We start from the raw sequence: 16,693 nt of genomic DNA on the forward strand, positions 1-16,693 counted from the left end.
TGCTCAGTCACTTCCACTACTTTCCTTCGGCACCGTGATTTCCCATTCTGTGCCCTCCCCGGGTCCGGTGTGCAGACTCGCGGTACCGCCGAGCACCGCGACGCGTCCGAGAATAGACTTCGATACTCCCATGCGGCCTTCGGCTTCGGCTTCGGCCAACCGGCCGTCGGGGATACCGACTCCGTCGTCGCGGATGCTGACAATGACCTCGCCCGGTAGATCTTCGAGCAGTACGAAAACCTTGGCGCCCGAGCCGGCGTGGAGGGCTGCGTTGGACAGGGCGTTGTCGACGATGGCGGCCAGTTCGATGGCGCGGTCGCGGTCGAGGATGACAGGGTCGGCTGGTGTCGAGACGGATACCGTCGCACTCGCCCCAGTGGTGAGCAGTGGGCACAGGTCGACGCTCTGACCTCCCGTGTCGGCGGTTGCGCCTGAGCCCTGTTCGGAGATGAGCATGCGCAGTGCCACTTCCTGCTCTCCGGCCAGTTCTGCGAGTTCTGCGGCTTCACCGCCGAGCGCTGCGCCTCGTCTTCGGACCATCGCGAGAACTTGGAGTACTCCGTCGTGGACTTCACGGGCGAGTCTTTCGCGTTCTTCGGTGGCTGCGGCGAGGCGCACGGCTTGTTCGAGTTGGCGATGTGCGCGCCGTGCGGTGGTGGTGGCGAGGCCCAGCGCCAAGCCGACTGATACGAGGACCGGGGCTGTGGCGTCGCGCCAGAGATCAAGATTGATCTGGTCCCGAATGATCGCGCTGGCCGAGGAGATGACAACGCCTGATGCGATTCCGAGCCACGGCCCGCCGAGGATCGCCGCCGAGATCACGGCGTTGGTGGCCCACAGCGTCGTCGGTAGGGTCTGGTGATTTTGGTACCACTCGTGATCTGACACAAGCCTCGTCGACGCCATGAGCGCGATGACGATCAGCTGATCTGCCAGTACGACATATTTTCGTGGGACCGTTTCAGCGGCCAACATGACTGCGGAGGCACCGGACCACACCGCCATGAGCGCGACGAAGAACCAACTCAGACGTGCGTTGGTGTAGTCCGACGCCGAAGCGAACTGGTAGCTGATCGCGTACACCAGAGTGACCAGCCGAAAGGCCTGCGCGGCCCGCCACAGCGGTGCGTCAGGGTCGGTGTCTATTCCGGATGCTTCGCGGACGGTGGGCCGGTAGTGCAATCGGCGTCGGCGGGTCGGGTCAGTCATCGTGGGTGGCCTGGTCGGGTGGGATCGGATTTTCGATGCGCGGTTCGGTTCGTGGTTCGTCGGGTTCCGCCGGATAGAGCGGTGTCTCCGGATCTTCGACGTGCAGTTGGGCGTACACGGCGTCGGGATCGTCGGCGAGCAGTGAGCGGATAGCCGTGTTGAGGACCGCGACGATCGGTACGGCGAGGAGCCCGCCGACTATCCCGGCAAGGACGATGCCCGCGGTGATCGCGAGAACCACGGCCAGCGGGTGAAGCCTGACTGCGCGGCCGAGCAGCAGGGGCTGCATGACGTGCGCTTCGAGCTGCATGACGCCGATGATGATGCCGAGCACGATCAGGGCGGTCAGGAATCCCTTGGTGACCAGGGCGACGAGGACTGCAAGAAAACCCGTGAGAAAAGCACCGACGATCGGGATGAACGCGCCGATGAACACCAGCGATGCCAGGGGCAACGCCAGCGGGACTCCCAGAATCGCGAGGCCAGCGCCGATACCGATGGCGTCCGCTGCGGCGACGGCAACCGTTGCACGTACGTATCCGATGAGTGAACCGAAGCCGGCGGCGCCCGCGATCCGGATCCGACGCCTCGAATCGCGCGGAACGATCCGGGTGACGAACTCCCAGATCTGGTCTCCGCCGTACAGGAAGAAGATCAGGGTGAAGAAGGTCAACAGCGCGCCGGTGAAGATCTCGGTGACAACCGCCGCGGTGGTCAGTGCGCCACTGGTCAGTTCTTCGCGATTGGACTGCACCGATTTGACGACGGAATCGCCCGCTTGGCGAATCTGGTCCTCACTGAAATGGAACGGGCCGCTGGTCAACCAGTTCTGGATTTGTGTGACGCTGGCAGCAAATTGATCGGTGAGCTCTGGAAGACCGTCGATGAACTGCTCGACCACAAACGTCATGATTCCGGCAACGATGCCGAGGGCACCGAGCAACACCACTACAACGGCAGCTGATCGCGGCACGCCCCACGTTTGCATCCGGTCTACGAACGGAATGAGCAGCGCCGACGCCAGGAGCGCCAAGCCGACGGGAATCAGCACCGTCTCGAGCCGCAGCACGACGTATCCGAGGACCGCCAAGCCGGCAAAGATCACGATCAGGCGCCACGACCACTCGGCTGCGATCCGCACGCCGGGATGAACCGACTTCGCGTCGGACGTGATGGGCTTGTTCATTCCCGCTCGAACTCATTCTCGAACTCATTCATGGGCCGAATCCCCTCCGCATTCCCCTTATCCTGCGTTCCCTTCGGGAGCCTAACCGCCTGAGCCGACAACCGTGGGCAGACACAAATGGGACGCGCATACCAGTACTTCGACCCTGGCCAGCTAAATTGAACGCTGTGCGGGCTTCATACAGAGCGATAGCGGTGACGATCCGCAGTCGATGGCCCATCTATATGGTTTCGATGCTCGCAGCCAACCTGATCGGCGCGGTGCTGGTCTTTGCCTTTGTGCGGTACGGCGTCCCCATCGAGGAATCCGACGCGATCGTTGCCGATCATGTCCGGAACTTCGCGGTGTTCGGCATCTACCTCGCGTTTGCCGGTGTTGTCAGTCTGACGGCGGCAGCCATGATGCTCCGCAAGGTCATCCGGTGGAGATTGCGCGGCGGTCCCCCGACGCGCAGTGAGCAGATGGCAGCGCTGCATGCGCCGCTGCGCCAAGCGATCGTCCACCTTGTTCTCTGGTTCCTCGGCGGCATCATCTTCGTCATTCTGACGATCAACGAGATGCCCGGGTTGGCTATCGCGGTGATTGTCACCGTCTGCATGGCCGCGACCACGACGTTCGGGTTCACGTACATGCTCGGCGAGCGAATCCTGCGTCCCGTCGCTGCACTCGCATTGAGCGAGGGCGAGTTCGATCGGACCATGGCCCCAGGCGTCGGCACCCGTTTGGCAATGACGTGGGGATTGGGCACGCTCATGCCCGTCGCCGGCATCATCTTGCTGTGCGCCACCCAACTCACCACTGATCTCGAGTTCTCACCCAACTCGTTGGCGTGGGCGATCTTGTTGATCTCGATCATGGCGATCGTGCAGGCATTTGCGCTGTCGATGCTGACGGCCAGCCAGATCTCCGACCCCATCCGCCAACTTCGACGCGCCATCGAGCGGGTCCAGCGCGGTGCGACGGACGTTCGTGTCGAGGTGTTCGACGGCAGTGAGATCGGGCGTCTGCAGGTCGGGTTCAACCGCATGATGAAGGAGTCGGACGAGCGTCGTCTGCTGCGCCAGTTGTTCGGCCAACATGTCGGCGAGGACGTCGCTCGACGCGCTTTGCAGTTCGGTACGGAACTGGGCGGTGAAACACGCTTTGTCGCGGTTCTGTTCGTGGACATGGTCGGGTCGACGGGCGCTGCGGCTGAACGTCCGCCCGGCGAGGTCGTCGAATTGCTCAACGAATTCTTCCGCATCGTCGTGGACGTGATCGACCGTCACCACGGCTTTGTCAACAAGTTCATGGGCGATGCGGCGCTCGCGATCTTTGGCGCTCCCCTCGATCGACCCGACGCACCGACGGCTGCGCTGGCTGCTGCGCGCGAGTTGCGGTTCAAGCTCGACGCGATCACCGGCCTCGACATCGGTATCGGTGTGAGCGCAGGTTTGGCGGTCGCGGGAAATATCGGTGCGGCGGAACGTTTCGAGTACACCGTGATCGGCGACCCGGTCAACGAGGCCTCGCGTTTGACGGAGCTCGCGAAGTTCCGTCCCAGCAGAGTCCTGGCGTCGACGAGTGCGCTGTATTTTGCGGACGAGGAGGAGCAGGCCGAGTGGGAACTGGGCGAGCAGGTTCAACTTCGTGGGCGCAGACGGCTCACTCATCTAGCCTGGCCACAGAAATATCCCGAGGTAGATCCAGAACAGATTGGTTAGTCTGAATCGATGGCACTACCTGGAAAGACCCCGTGGCGACTGAGACGGCCCCCGCCGTCCGTCGCCGAGCCCGGTCGGGTTCGTGGGCGATTCTGGTGGCTGAAGTATGTTCTCGGGCTGGCGCTGATCACTCTGCTGGTTGTCGAAGGGACACTGCTGTGGCCAAAGCTCAATGAGTCATGGCAGGCACTGACGGAAATCCACTGGGGCTGGGTTGCGGCCTGCATCGCCGCCCAGGCCGTCTCACTCAGCGGATACGCGTCGGTTCAGCAGCGGCTTCTCAATGCTGCCGGTGTGGTGGCCGGCCACCTGAAAAATCTCTCCGTGATCTACGCAAGTACCGCGATGGCGCTCACATTGCCTGCGGGGCAGGTTTTCTCCACCGCGTTCACATACAAGCAGACCCGCAAGTGGGGTGCGACGCCCATTGTCGCGTCGTGGCAATTGGCTATGTGCGGTGTGATCGCCGCAGCAACGCTGGCACTTCTCGGCGCAACCGGCGCTTTGGCTTTCGGCACCAAGGTCAGTCCAGTTACGCTGACCATCTCGATTATCTGCGTGGCGCTTCTATTCGTCGGCCTGCGATATATCGCCCAGAACCCCGGTAGCCTCGAACGCCTAGGACACTGGGTCCTGGCTCGGTACAACAGCTTTCGCGGTAATCATCCAGACCGTGGAGTGTCACGCTGGTCCGAGATTCTCACTCAACTCGATTCCGTGGAACTCGGGCGCACCGATACCGTCATCGCTTTCGGCTGGTCGGCGATCCATCGTGTTGCCGACGTCGCCTGTCTCGGGTTTGCCTGTTGGGCTGTGGGTGCGCACCCCTCGTTTGCCGGTTTGCTGATCGCATTCACCGCAGCCAAGGCCGTCGGGAGTATTCCTCTGATGCCCGGTGGTTTGGGATACGTGGACACAGCACTGATCACTGCGCTCACCATCGCCGGAGCGACCGGCGCACAAGCTCTCGCGGCGGTCTTCGTCTACCGAATGGTGAGTCTTGTACTCGTGGCGCTCGTGGGGTGGGTCGTCTTCCTGATTTCGTTCCGAGCGACGCATCGCGACGACGCCGACATGACCATCGACTTCGAACGCGGCGAACAACCCGGCGTTTAGCGTCGCAACGCTGCTGCCATGTCATCCAGATGGGCACGGCTGATTCGCACGGCAGCCTCCGCGTCACCGGCTTCGATGGCGTCCACCAACATTCGGTGTTCGTCGGCATCGGGTTGGCTGTGCGGATTGAGATCGAGGACGCCGATCAGCTCGATCAACGCAGTCCGAAGTCGTGGGACAAACGTTTCGAACAACTCAGACAGAACCGGATTGTGCGCCGCCTCGACCACCGCGCGGTGCACCGCGATGTCGGCGTCGACAAAGGCGGCATCACCGGAATTCGCGGCCGCGGCCCTACCGCCGAGCGCACGCCTGAGTTCTGCGATATCGGTGTCGTCGCGTCGTTTGGCTGCCAATCCAGCTGCCTCCACCTCGACGGCGTTGCGCACTTCGACTACATGCAGGATGGCTTCTGATTCGAGGACCCGAGGCCACTGGTCGGGTGGAGTTGTACTGCGCAAGAACACTCCGGCGCCCTGACGCGATTCCAGCATGCCGAGTCCGGCGAGGGTGCGAACGGCTTCGCGGATCGTGGAACGACCGATACCCAATTCCGCCGCCAGAGTGGTTTCACCTGGAAGTTTGTCACCGACTGCCCATTCGCCACCGATGATACGAGCACGAAGAAGCTCAGCGGCTTGATCGGTGAGTAGACGGCGTTCGACCATCGGCGGCACGGAAACTCCTCAGGTTGTCTGATAAGTGATTTCGTTCTAGTGTAGCCCTCATGGCTTACCGAGGACTCCTTCTCGACTGCCGCGGCGGGGCCTGAAAAGACCGGCACCCCTCCGCGGGGTTCCGCCATGGCCGGTCTCTCACCAAGACCCGCAGGAGAACCCCCGATGAGCACCACCTGGAACAAGCAGGGCACCACCTGGAACAACCAGAAACCCTCCCCCATGCCGTCCGCGCGTTATCGCGCCGCGTGGGATCGAGTCGACATTCCGGCATTCGATCGAACCTGGCCGGCCAATCGCACCACCGAAGCACCCCTGTGGGTTCCCGTGGATCTGCGCGACGGCAACCAGGCCCTCGCCGAACCGATGGACCCGGCCCGCAAACGCCGGATGTTCGAACTGATGGTGGCGATCGGCTACAAGGAAATCGAGGTCGGCTACCCTTCCGCCAGTGCGACGGACTTCGACTTCGTTCGCGACCTCGTCCACCTCGACCTTGTTCCCGACGATGTCACGATCGTTGTATTCACCGCAGCCCGAACAGATTTGATCGAGCGAACCTACCAGTCCATCGCCGGACTGCCGAACGCGGTAGTTCACATGTACACCGCTACTGCACCAACTTGGCGCGATGTGGTCCTGGGGAAGGAACGAGACGAACTGCACGGCATGATCTTTCGCGCCGCCGAGGATGTCGCTCGCGGCGGTGACGCTCACGACGGGTGGCGGTTCGAGTTCTCACCCGAGGTCTTCAACCTGACGGAACCGGACTACGTGCTGCAGATCTGCAACAGCCTCAGCGAACTCTGGGATGCGAGCCCAGATCGCCCGGTCATCCACAATCTGCCTGCCACAGTGGAAATCGCCACTCCTAACATCTACGCGGACCAGATCGAATACATGCACCACCATCTCGCTCGACGCGATTCGGTAATCCTGTCCGTACATCCACACAACGATCGTGGCACCGGAGTGGCGTGCGCCGAACTGGCAGTACTCGCCGGCGCTCAGCGGGTCGAAGGCTGCCTGTTCGGTAACGGTGAGCGCACCGGCAATGTCGATCTGGTGACGCTCGGGCTCAACCTCCACGCACAGGGCGTCGACCCGAGAATCGACTTCACCGACATCGACGAAATTCGTCGAACAGTGGAGTACTGCAACAGAATTCCGGTGCACGAGCGCCACCCGTACGGCGGCGATCTGGTGTACACCGCATTCTCGGGAACCCACCAGGACGCGATCAAGAAGGGGTTTGCGCATCACTACGAGCGCGCGGAAATCCTTGGCATCGACCCGTCGCAGGCGCCGTGGGAAGTGCCGTACCTGCCGATCGATCCCGCTGACGTCGGTCGTGACTACCAGGCCGTGATCCGGGTAAACAGCCAGTCCGGCAAGGGAGGCATCGCCTACTTGCTGGCATCGGAATACGGCGTCGAACTCCCTCGACGCCTGCAAATCGATTTTGCGGCGCGCGTTCAACGTGAAACCGATGGCTCCGGACTCGAGATAACCGCCGACCAGCTGTGGAACCTCCTGCTGCGCGAGTACGGGTACAACGGAGGAATGCGCCGATATTCGGTGGAACACGACTCCGGTGGTGATCATCTGTTTGTCGTCCTCGATCGCGACGGCAAGGAAATTACCGCACAGGCCAGTGCGTCCGGGCCCGTCGAGGCGATGGCCAGGATCCTGACCGAGAACGGCACCGGCATCGAAGTTCTGTCACTCACGCAGCATTCACTTCCCGGCCACTCGGATTCTCCGGCCAGTGCAACTTCGGCAGTCACCATCACAGAAGCCCTGGTCAACGGAGTCCAGCACTGGGGAGTGGCTGTTCATCAGTCCGTCACGGCGTCGGCGCTCCATGCCGTCTACGCGGCCGCATCCCGCACATGTGATGACAGTCACACGAACTTGCGGAAGGATTCTCGAGGGTTCATAGTTGAACCTACAAGCAATTGAACATTCAACTACTTATCAAGGAGCTTCGATGACCGCCGCTACCACCACATTGCCCGCATTGACCGCAGGAACCTGGGTTATCGACACGGTCCACTCGACCGTCGGCTTCTCGGTTCGCCACCTCATGGTGTCCAAGGTTCGCGGCACGTTCGACGAGTTCTCGGGCGCCATCACGGTTGCCGAGGACGGCACCCCGGCCGTCGAAGCCGAAATCTCGGTCGCCTCCATCAACACCAAGAACGAGCAGCGTGACGGCCACATCAAGTCCGCTGACTTCTTCGACGTCGAGAAGTACCCGACGGCTACCTTCAAGTCCACCGCAGTGCGCGCCAAGGGCAGCGACTTCGTACTCGCAGGCGACTTCACCCTCCACGGTGTCACCCGCGAGGTCGAGCTGAACCTCGAGTTCAACGGCGTCAACCCCGGTATGGGCAACGGCCCGGTTGCCGGATTCGAAGCCACCACCGTCATCAACCGCAAGGACTTCGACATCTCCATCGAGATGCCCCTCGAAGGCGGCGGAGCAGTTGTCGGCGACAAGATCACCATCACCCTCGAGATCGAGGCTGGTCTGCAGGCATAAGGGCCTTCGGCCACGTGCGCCTTTCCGGTAGTGCCAACTACCGGAAAGGCGCACAGTCGTATGGTGACCAGGTGAAGAAGTACGCACCATTCCTGCTGATCGACGCCGTTCTTGTCATTATCTTTTGCGCGATAGGGCGCCGTACACACGAAGAAGCCAATGCGCTCGCCGGCCTGGCGAAGACATCATGGCCGTTCCTGACCGGCCTGGTAATCGGATGGTCTGCCACGTTCGCGCTGTACCGCGACAAGTTCAACGCCGTTCTCCTACTCCCCACCGGCATAGTCGTATGGCTCTCCACCGTCGTCATCGGCATGGTCCTGCGAGTGCTCAGCGGTCAAGGTACGCAGTTCAGTTTCATCGTGGTCGCCACGCTTGTCCTCGGCGCATTCCTACTCGGGTGGCGCGCACTGGTTCCGGTCATCGCAAAAATTCGTGCCAGGTCGTAACCGTGTCGAGCGGTCCGGAACTACCCGAATTGCGCTACGAAGTAGGACACTTTTCGGATGAGTAACACTACGGAGCCTGCCGAACGGACCGAGAAGGAAGACAAGGGCTTCTTCGGCCAACCGTTTGCATTGGCCAATCTGTTCGGCGTGGAGATGTGGGAGAGGTTCTCCTTCTACGGGATGCAAGGCATCCTGATCTATTACTTGTACTACACCGTCGCCGACGGTGGTCTCGGTATCAGCCAGGCCGCCGCGACAAGCATTGTCGGCGCGTACGGCGGCACCGTGTACCTGTCCACGATCCTCGGTGCGTGGGTGGCCGACCGCCTTCTCGGGTCGGAGCGGACGCTCTTCTACAGTGCTTCGCTGGTCATGGCCGGCCACATCGCGTTGGCGGTGTTCCCCGGTCTGTGGGGCGTTGGCATCGGTCTTGTCATGGTGGCCTTCGGCAGTGGTGGCCTCAAGGCCAACGCCACCTCGTTGGTCGGCGATCTGTATTCGCCGACGGACGAGCGCCGCGACGCCGGTTTCTCGATCTTCTACATGGGCATCAACATCGGCGGTTTGGTCGGTCCGCTGTTGACCGGCGCAGTGCAGGATGCCTGGGGATTCCATGCCGGATTTGCTCTGGCGGCCGTCGGCATGGCGCTCGGCCTTATCCAGTACACGTTGGGCCGCAAGCACCTTCACGGAATCGGCGCCGCACCGGGCAACCCGCTTCCCGCGGATAAGCGCACCCTCTACATCGGAATCGGTGTTGCTGCGATCGTTGTGGTCGCCATCGCATCGATTACCGGTTTGATCACCGCGGACAACATGTCCGACGTTGTGGTCGGTCTGACTGTCATTGCATCGGTCGGATATTTCCTTCTGATGTTGACCAGCAAGCAGATCACAAAGGTCGAACGCAGCCGTGTGTTTGCGTTCATCCCGATGTTCATTGCCAGCGCTGCCTTCTGGTCGCTGTTCCAGCAGCAATTCACGACGGTTCCGCTGATCTCGGACAAGCTTCTGGACCGCAACCTCTTCGGCTGGGACTTCCCGCCGAGCTGGGTTCAGTCCATCAACCCCGTGTTCATCATCGTCTTCGCAGGCGTGTTCGCGGCGATGTGGACCAAACTCGGCCCACGGCAGCCGTCGTCGCCCATCAAGTTCGCAATCGGCACCGGGATCATGGGCCTGGCTTTCCTCGCCTTCATTCCGATCACCGGCGGCGGTCCGAACAGTGCACCGCTCCTCGGGCTGGCCGGAGTCCTTCTGCTGTTCACGTTTGCGGAGCTGTTCCTCTCCCCTGTCGGATTGTCGCTCGCAACCAAACTGGCGCCGGAGCGTTTCCACACGCAGATGGTCGCGTTGTTCTTCCTGTCCGTCGCGTTGGGATCCTCGATGGCCGGAACCCTTGCCGGTCATTTCGACATAGACGACAGCAAGCCGTTCTTCCTGATCATCGGATTCTCGTCGATCGGAATCGGCGTAGTGCTTGCTGCCGCGTCGCCGTGGATCAAGAAGCTGATGCAAGGCGTGCAGTAAACGCTATTTGACCCTGCCCGCTATTTGACCCACAGCCACAGCGCCAAAGCGAATCCCGCTATCGCTACTGCCACCCGCAGTACCGATGGCGGGATTTTCTTCACGACGGGTGGCCCGCACCAGCCACCCACCAATGCGCCGAGAGCCATGGCCAGCGCGGCCACCCAGTGCACTTGCCCGGAAAAAGCGAAGATGAGGGCGGCAACCAGATTCGCAATGCCGAGGAAGAAGCTCTTCAGAATTGTGGCCCGCCACACCGTTTCGGATGTGAGGATGAGGGTTGCCGCCAGAAAGATGACGCCGGCACCCGCGCCGAAATACCCGCCGTACACGGCCACGGCAAACAGGGCGGCCGAGTAGATTCCCGGACGGTCGCCGCCCCCGGAGAGTTCACGAATCTTCGGTTGAAGCAGCAGTGCCAGCGCCGCAAACGCAACCATCGCCGGCACAACCGATTCGAACGAACCCTCCGGTGCGAGCCACAGAATCAACGCACCGATGATGCCGCCCGCAGCCGAATACAGAGACCAGCGAACAAGTTTGGGTCCCGTATCGGCAACTTCGCGCGATGAGTTCGCCAATGCGCCGACTCCGACGGCCACCAGTGCCACGGTGTTGGTCATATTGGCGCTGACAGGCGACAACCCGACACTGAGCAGCGCCGGGTACGACACGATGGACGCCAGTCCGGTGACAAAGCCGACTAGACCGCTGAAGAATCCCGCTACGACAAGAAAGAGGAAATCGAGCAGGTTCACAGCTCATGAACCTACCGGGCGCGGATTCTCACCCGCGCCACGCGCCTACGCGTGCCCCTCCAGAAACCGCGTCGGTGCGTAGTTCGCCCAACCCGTGTCCGGCCAGTTGAACCACCCGGACGACGCCAATGTTCCGCCGTCAGGATGGAGTGTTGTCCCGGTGATGAAGGTGGATAGTCCGGAAGCAAGAAAGACGACGCTGTTCGAGACATCGGAGACATGCCCGACTCGTCCCATCGGTATGGCCACCCGAGCCCCCACCGGGGTTGCCATCGAATGGTCCCCACTGCCGAATCGGGCAAGATTTGGCGTCGGGACGAAGTCCGGTGCAACGTTGTTCACGCGAATCCGGTCCGGGGCCAGTTCGACGGCCAGTGTCCGCGAAAACTGCTCGACGGCAGCCTTTGCCGCAGAGTAGACGGCAAAACCGGGCGCCGCGCGGTGCGCTTCGATGGTTGTCACGTTGACGATGCTGCCGCCTCGCCCACCGCTTTTCATCATCGGCACCGCGAGGGAGCACGCATGTAGGACGTGATGGAAGTTCGTGCGCAAAAGCGCGTCCCACCCTTTCGGTGTCGATTCCGCAAATGGTGTTCGGAAGGTGCCACCGACAACGTTGACCAGGATGTCGAGCCTGCCCCACCGCTCGTGAGCAGCCTCGAACAACACGTTCAACTCGTCCGGATCACGCGCGTCACCGTGATGTACGACGGCGTCGCATCCGCCCTCCGCCAACTCACGACGCAGACGCTCGACAGCCTCTGCATCGATGTCGACGACGGCAAGCCGCACACCGTTTTCGGCAAGATCAGCGGCAATCGCACTGCCGAGCCCACCGGCGCCGCCGGTGATGACGGCTACGCATCCGGCGAACCCGGCCCGATCTTCGAACCATCGCGTGCTCATGACAGGTACGTGGACCCGAACGCTTCGAGGAATTCGACGGTGGCAGCCAAACCGTCGATGGGACCGGAAACCACCACTGCGGTGACGCCTGATTCTTCGAGGTCGTCGAACACTTCGCGGTGTCGATCGGATTCGACTGTCGGGGTGTGTATCCCGTCGCCGTGATAGGAGTACACAACGTCGATGGGCTCGGCGCGTCCGGCGGCGAGCGCCGCATTTCGCAGTTCGGTGATGTGGCCGCCGATCTGATCAACCGATCCGAGCGTGGGTGTTCGCGCGGTAGCGCTCAACTCTGCCCCACCGGACATCGGCATCCATCCCTGTGCGCGCTCGGCTACTCGGCGACGAGTCAGCTTGGAGTTGCCGCCAATCCAGATGGGGATCGGATTCTGGATCGGCCTCGGCCGGGCGATGACGTCGAGGGCACTGAAGTGCTTGCCTCGATACGTGAACGGTTCACCGCTCCAATGCAGTGGAAGCACATCGAGCGCCTCGTCGAAGAGTTCGTTGCGCTCGTCGAAATCGATTCCGAGAGCATGGAACTCGCTCTTCTGATATCCCGTTCCGAGCCCGAGTGTGAGGCGGCCACCGGACAGCTTGTCGAGGGTCGACGCGGATTTTGCCAGCAGGAAGGGGTTTCGGTACGGCGCCACCGCCAGATACGTGAGCAACCGCAACTGTTCGGTTGCGGCGGCGACGTAGCCGAGGGCAACAAATGGATCGAGCGTCTGGTGCCCGCCGGAGGCCAGCCATTTTGCGCCGGGTATCGGGTGTTCGCTGAGAGACAGCGTGTCGAATCCCGCCAGCTCAGCGGCAACGGCCACGTCCCGCAACGGCCCTGGATCGAGGACGTCTCCGTCCAGACCGCTTATTTCCGGGTAGTGGTAGATGAATCGCATTGTCACCGAGTGCGCCCTCTCTGGCAGATACTCTTCCAGAGATGAGAATAGCGATTACATATTTGAAAGTCACGCTCTCATCTATTTGTCGGCAGGCTTTGCCAGCTCCTGGAACAACTTCTCCGTCATCTGCTGTGCCCGATCATTGCCGTCGGCATCAGCGACGAAGACCGCAAAGGCCAGGTCACCACGTGATCCGAAGAACCAGCGATCGTCACCACTTGCCGCACCGGCAGCGATCAGATCCGGGTATCCGACCAAGCCGCCCGCGCCGCGCATGGAATCACGGAGTCGGTTGGTCACGTCCTCCGGCAGCGCTGACGCCGCGGTATCGGCGGTCGCGGGCTGACCGAACACCATCATCGGCGTCGGCGCACTGCCGCGGGCAATGGACGCCGCGAGCATAGCCATACCGAATGGCGTGACCTGAGGTTCACCGGCACCGGAGGATGTCCGATTAGCCACGATATTGTTCACCGACTCGTTTCCGCCGGAACCATCCGACGCAAACGTGGCCGTCTGCTGCTCGAGGCTGGGGATGTGGAATCCGTTGCCCAGACCGAGTTGCCGCGCCGTGTCGGCCAGCTGTTCGCCGGACACGGCACGCGGCTCGACGCCGTTCTGCATCGACGAAGCCAACCGCACGAGGTCCAGCGCGCCGCCTGCCGGACGAAGCCCGGTGAAGGCGATCGGCCCCTGCTCGATGGCCTGATTGTTCTGTGCAGCAGCGAGAATCGCGCCGTCCGAGGGTCGGATCGCGACTATCGCCGCCGGCGTTCCAGCGCTCACCACAGCTTCGATTGCCGCGAGTTGTGTGTGCGAGTCCATGGTCGCGGCAACGTCGGGTCCTGAAGGTCCCTGGAAACCGGCTTGTTTGACTGCTGCTCCGTTTTGGTCGACAAGATTGACCGCCCAACCTGCGGTGGCGTCGCGGTTTGCCTGCCACGCGGTACGCAACGGGTCCAGGAGCGGCGAATTGATCCGGCGATCCGACGCAATGAGCTTGGGCGTCTTCACGACAACAACTCCGGGGATGGCGAAGTCGCTTTCGAGGTACAGATAGTCGGGGTCGCGCAGGAGCACTGCTGTAATCGACTGCCCCGGGTGCGCCGCGAGATCAGCGAGCATCGATTCGCTGGTCACCAGCGGAGCGACGGGTTCGATGACTTTCGCGAGCCGGCGCGTCGAGTCGACGGGATCGGGCATGGATGCCGGGTCGAGAGTGATGGCGTTGATGGTCTGCTCGTTCATGAGCAGAGTCCCGCCTGCATCGACCACCTTGGGCGGGGCGGCGTCGGTCCGGGTGTAGTCGACGGTGCGTCCGCTGCCGAGGCCGGGGACGATGACCGACGGATCCCAGGACACTCGCCAACCGACGGAGAGGTCCCGGACCTCCCCCTGGGACTGGTACGTCCAGTCCTTGCCTTCGCCGAAGTTCCAGGCTGCGTCAAGGGTGAAGAATCCGGAGTCACTACCGAGGTCGATGACCTGGGCGACGTCGAAGTCGGTGGAACGTGCTTCCAATCCCTCGAACATCTGCGAGATGGATGCGCGTGCGGCATTGGGGTACGACGTGAGGTTGGCGGCCGCGTCCACGTCGTGATTGTTGAGTGCGGTGACAAAGTCTTCGACGACCGTCGCGGCGTCAGTTTCCTCTTCTCCCCCGACGACGCACGACGCGAGTGCCACTGTCATGACAACAGCAGCTATCGAAGCAATGACGTATTTTCCACGGCTGCTTTTCTGTGCTCCGGGCCCCATTGGTGCAACTCTTCACTTCTGTCACAGCCGTAACAAGCACGGGATGCCTACGAACGTGTCACGGTTGAGCCACGGCGGTGTCATCGAACTGCAATCGAAATCAGGTTTCACCGCAGAAAAGTGCCCGCGACCTGCACTGCAGGAGCGGAGCTGTCTGCCCCGGCGATAAAAACCGCAAACGCCAGATCTCCCTTGATTCCGACAAACCATCCATGCGCGGGACCGCCGTCAACTTCGGCTGTTCCGGTCTTGCCCAGCAGTCCGTCGATATCTGCGAGAGTCGTCGCGGTACCACCGGTGACGGTCTCACGCATCATGGTCCGCAACTGTTCGGTCACCACCGCGGGAGTGGGCGCCGCGGTCTGATCGGCAACCCCGGGCTGCCCTTTCACGAGCATCGGGGTCGGCGTTTCACCGTGTGCGATCGACGCCGCGACCAACGCCATCCCGAACGGCGTCGCAGTGACAGTTCCCTGTCCGATCGCCGATTCGACGCGTTCGGCCGGAGTGTTCGCGTCCGGTACGTTTCCGGTCACCGTCGTCAGGCCCGGAGTGACGTAGTCGACGCCCAATCCGAATTGCAGTCCCGCATTGTGCAGTGCGTCCGCAGGCAGACCGACGGCTAGGCGCGCCATCGTCGTGTTGCACGAATGCGCGAATGCGGTGTGCAGGGGCACCGACCCGAGATCGAATTCGTCGTCGTTGGGGATCTGTCGTCCCTCGACGTTCTCGGTGCCAGGACACGGCAGAATTGTGTCGGGGGTCGCCACCCCGGCTTGCAGCGCCGCCGACGTTGTCACGGTTTTGAATGTCGAACCAGGCGGATACAGACCTGTGAGCGCGATCGGCCCCTGAGCATCGGCGGCCGAGTTCTGGGCCACGGCCAGAACAGCGCCGGACGACGGTTGCAGCGCCACGATCACCGCAGGCTGTGTCACCCCGGCGAGTGCGTTCTCCGCGCCCAGTTGAAGGTTGCGGTCGATTGTTGTTGCGATATTCGGCGCAACCGGGCCGTCCTGTCCGGCGATAGTGGTCGCCGACCCGTTCTCCTTCACCATCTGCACCGCCCAGCCGGCGGATTTGTCCTGCCCTTCCTGCCACAGGTCGCTCAGTCCGATGAAGGTCGGCGAGGTCAAAGCCTTGTCGACGGACAGCAACCGGGCCTGTGGCGCAAGCGTCACTCCGGGCAGGGAAGCCAACCGATCTTCAATGGGCGCAAGATCTTCCGCACGAAGCGTGATGGCAGTGATCGGTTTTCCGGCAGCCGCGGCGAGGTCACTGCGTAACGAATCCGCCGTGATTGTCGGGGCAATCGGGGAGATGAGCGCCGCCACGGCAGCGGCATCAACTGTGGGCTCGAGATTGACCAGTGTCACCACCTGTTGCTCCATGACGGGCTGCCCGGCCGAATCGAGAACCGACGGCGGTGCACCGGTAGTGGGTGTGTACCGCAGGGTGGTCGACGCCCTCAGATCCGGTGCGAGCAATGCCGGATCCCACTCGATCAACCACTGATCACCACTGACCGATGCGTTCCCGTGTGTCGAGTACGTCCAGTCCTGGCCTTCTCCGAAGTTCCAGGCCGCATCGAGAGTGAAGGTGCCGGCGTCATCGCCGGATTGTTCGGCTTCGGAAACCGTGAACGTTCCCTCGTCCTTCCCCAGTCCGTCAATCATGGCGGTGATCGCGGTGGAAGCCGCCGCGGGATCGGTAGTCAGGTTTGCCGCCGCCGACACATCGTCGTCGGTGAGGGCAGTCGCGAACTGCTCAGCCACTGATCGCGGCTGGTCAGGGCCACTACTGCACGCGACGATACTGCTCGCGGCGGCTACTCCGATCACCGTGAACACGGTGATTTTTCGGATCAATGGGTGGCGAATATCAACTCTCGATGGGCGCACCTTCTCGATCATGCCCGAAATTGTGGCGAACGCCGGAATATCGGTGTAATCAT

At 62.2% G+C, this 16,693-nt stretch carries 14 protein-coding genes; 6 read left to right on the forward strand and 8 right to left on the reverse strand.

Going from position 1 to position 16,693, the window contains the following annotated elements; genetic code table 11:
• Positions 1-3: 3 nt before the first annotated feature.
• Together macS and C7T36_RS08335 are read right to left on the reverse strand one after the other, a co-directional pair.
• Complete coding sequence (gene macS / locus C7T36_RS08330) at positions 4-1,209, reverse strand: MacS family sensor histidine kinase (protein WP_045064659.1); 1,206 nt, start codon at positions 1,207-1,209, stop codon at positions 4-6.
• The gene (locus tag C7T36_RS08335; protein WP_033231723.1) at positions 1,202-2,395 is read right to left on the reverse strand and encodes an AI-2E family transporter; all 1,194 of its coding nucleotides are present in this window, start codon (positions 2,393-2,395) and stop codon (positions 1,202-1,204) included. The genes macS and C7T36_RS08335 overlap by 8 nt, the downstream gene beginning before the upstream one ends.
• A 224-nt stretch (positions 2,396-2,619) precedes the next feature.
• Here C7T36_RS08335 and C7T36_RS08340 point away from each other — a divergent pair, with 224 nt between their 5' ends.
• Together C7T36_RS08340 and C7T36_RS08345 are read left to right on the forward strand one after the other, a co-directional pair.
• Positions 2,620-4,098 carry an adenylate/guanylate cyclase domain-containing protein gene (locus tag C7T36_RS08340; RefSeq protein WP_033231724.1) on the forward strand — a complete coding sequence of 493 codons (1,479 nt, stop codon included), beginning with the start codon at positions 2,620-2,622 and terminating at the stop codon, positions 4,096-4,098.
• A gap of 9 nt (positions 4,099-4,107) precedes the next feature.
• Positions 4,108-5,214 (forward strand): TIGR00374 family protein, encoded by a 1,107-nt coding sequence (locus tag C7T36_RS08345; protein ID WP_051730285.1) that lies wholly within the window; start codon positions 4,108-4,110, stop codon positions 5,212-5,214.
• Here C7T36_RS08345 and C7T36_RS08350 read toward each other — a convergent pair.
• Positions 5,211-5,891, reverse strand: a complete 681-nt coding sequence (locus tag C7T36_RS08350; RefSeq protein WP_080711612.1) for a FadR/GntR family transcriptional regulator — start codon at positions 5,889-5,891, stop codon at positions 5,211-5,213. The two genes, C7T36_RS08345 and C7T36_RS08350, sit on opposite strands and share 4 nt — an antisense overlap.
• A gap of 165 nt (positions 5,892-6,056) precedes the next feature.
• On the opposite strand from C7T36_RS08350, the gene C7T36_RS08355 reads away from it, so the two are divergent.
• The 4 genes from C7T36_RS08355 (at position 6,057) to C7T36_RS08370 (ending at position 10,415) form a co-directional block, all read left to right on the forward strand.
• Positions 6,057-7,853 (forward strand): 2-isopropylmalate synthase, encoded by a 1,797-nt coding sequence (locus C7T36_RS08355; protein ID WP_084702443.1) that lies wholly within the window; start codon positions 6,057-6,059, stop codon positions 7,851-7,853.
• 28 nt (positions 7,854-7,881) lie between these two features.
• Positions 7,882-8,436 (forward strand): YceI family protein, encoded by a 555-nt coding sequence (locus tag C7T36_RS08360; protein ID WP_033231726.1) that lies wholly within the window; start codon positions 7,882-7,884, stop codon positions 8,434-8,436.
• Positions 8,437-8,507: 71 nt separating this feature from the next.
• The gene (locus C7T36_RS08365) at positions 8,508-8,885 is read left to right on the forward strand and encodes a DUF3054 domain-containing protein (protein ID WP_033231727.1); all 378 of its coding nucleotides are present in this window, start codon (positions 8,508-8,510) and stop codon (positions 8,883-8,885) included.
• A 57-nt stretch (positions 8,886-8,942) separates the two neighbouring features.
• On the forward strand, positions 8,943-10,415 hold the full coding sequence (locus C7T36_RS08370) for a peptide MFS transporter (RefSeq protein ID WP_033231728.1): 1,473 nt from the start codon (positions 8,943-8,945) through the stop codon (positions 10,413-10,415).
• A gap of 20 nt (positions 10,416-10,435) precedes the next feature.
• Here C7T36_RS08370 and C7T36_RS08375 read toward each other — a convergent pair whose 3' ends face one another.
• The 5 genes from C7T36_RS08375 to C7T36_RS08395 all read right to left on the reverse strand — a co-directional run bounded on the left by C7T36_RS08375 (position 10,436) and on the right by C7T36_RS08395 (position 16,652).
• Entirely contained in the window at positions 10,436-11,173 is a 738-nt protein-coding gene (locus C7T36_RS08375; RefSeq protein WP_033231729.1) for a sulfite exporter TauE/SafE family protein, read from the reverse strand.
• Between the two features lie 45 nt (positions 11,174-11,218).
• On the reverse strand, positions 11,219-12,079 hold the full coding sequence (locus C7T36_RS08380) for an SDR family NAD(P)-dependent oxidoreductase (RefSeq protein ID WP_045064662.1): 861 nt from the start codon (positions 12,077-12,079) through the stop codon (positions 11,219-11,221).
• Complete coding sequence (locus C7T36_RS08385; protein ID WP_045064665.1) at positions 12,076-12,978, reverse strand: LLM class F420-dependent oxidoreductase; 903 nt, start codon at positions 12,976-12,978, stop codon at positions 12,076-12,078. The genes C7T36_RS08380 and C7T36_RS08385 overlap by 4 nt, the downstream gene beginning before the upstream one ends.
• An 81-nt stretch (positions 12,979-13,059) precedes the next feature.
• Positions 13,060-14,739 (reverse strand): NTF2-like N-terminal transpeptidase domain-containing protein, encoded by a 1,680-nt coding sequence (locus C7T36_RS08390; RefSeq protein WP_045064667.1) that lies wholly within the window; start codon positions 14,737-14,739, stop codon positions 13,060-13,062.
• A gap of 107 nt (positions 14,740-14,846) precedes the next feature.
• On the reverse strand, positions 14,847-16,652 hold the full coding sequence (locus C7T36_RS08395; RefSeq protein ID WP_045064670.1) for a penicillin-binding transpeptidase domain-containing protein: 1,806 nt from the start codon (positions 16,650-16,652) through the stop codon (positions 14,847-14,849).
• Between the last annotated feature and the right edge of the window lie 41 nt (positions 16,653-16,693).

The sequence above is a fragment of the Rhodococcus sp. AD45-ID genome (assembly GCF_003023755.1).
Lineage (GTDB): Bacteria > Actinomycetota > Actinomycetes > Mycobacteriales > Mycobacteriaceae > Rhodococcus_F > Rhodococcus_F globerula.

Bases quoted from the DNA above. Each gene is read 5' to 3' on its own strand.
- C7T36_RS08340 (WP_033231724.1), top strand. From the start codon at position 2,620: ATGGTTTCGATGCTCGCAGCCAACCTGATCGGCGCGGTGCTGGTCTTT.
- C7T36_RS08355 (WP_084702443.1), top strand. From the start codon at position 6,057: ATGAGCACCACCTGGAACAAGCAGGGCACCACCTGGAACAACCAGAAA.
- C7T36_RS08345 (WP_051730285.1), top strand. From the start codon at position 4,108: ATGGCACTACCTGGAAAGACCCCGTGGCGACTGAGACGGCCCCCGCCG.
- macS (WP_045064659.1), bottom strand. From the start codon at position 1,209: ATGACTGACCCGACCCGCCGACGCCGATTGCACTACCGGCCCACCGTC.
- C7T36_RS08335 (WP_033231723.1), bottom strand. From the start codon at position 2,395: ATGAACAAGCCCATCACGTCCGACGCGAAGTCGGTTCATCCCGGCGTG.
- C7T36_RS08380 (WP_045064662.1), bottom strand. From the start codon at position 12,079: ATGAGCACGCGATGGTTCGAAGATCGGGCCGGGTTCGCCGGATGCGTA.
- C7T36_RS08395 (WP_045064670.1), bottom strand. From the start codon at position 16,652: ATGATCGAGAAGGTGCGCCCATCGAGAGTTGATATTCGCCACCCATTG.
- C7T36_RS08385 (WP_045064665.1), bottom strand. From the start codon at position 12,978: ATGCGATTCATCTACCACTACCCGGAAATAAGCGGTCTGGACGGAGAC.
- C7T36_RS08360 (WP_033231726.1), top strand. From the start codon at position 7,882: ATGACCGCCGCTACCACCACATTGCCCGCATTGACCGCAGGAACCTGG.
- C7T36_RS08390 (WP_045064667.1), bottom strand. From the start codon at position 14,739: ATGGGGCCCGGAGCACAGAAAAGCAGCCGTGGAAAATACGTCATTGCT.
- C7T36_RS08370 (WP_033231728.1), top strand. From the start codon at position 8,943: ATGAGTAACACTACGGAGCCTGCCGAACGGACCGAGAAGGAAGACAAG.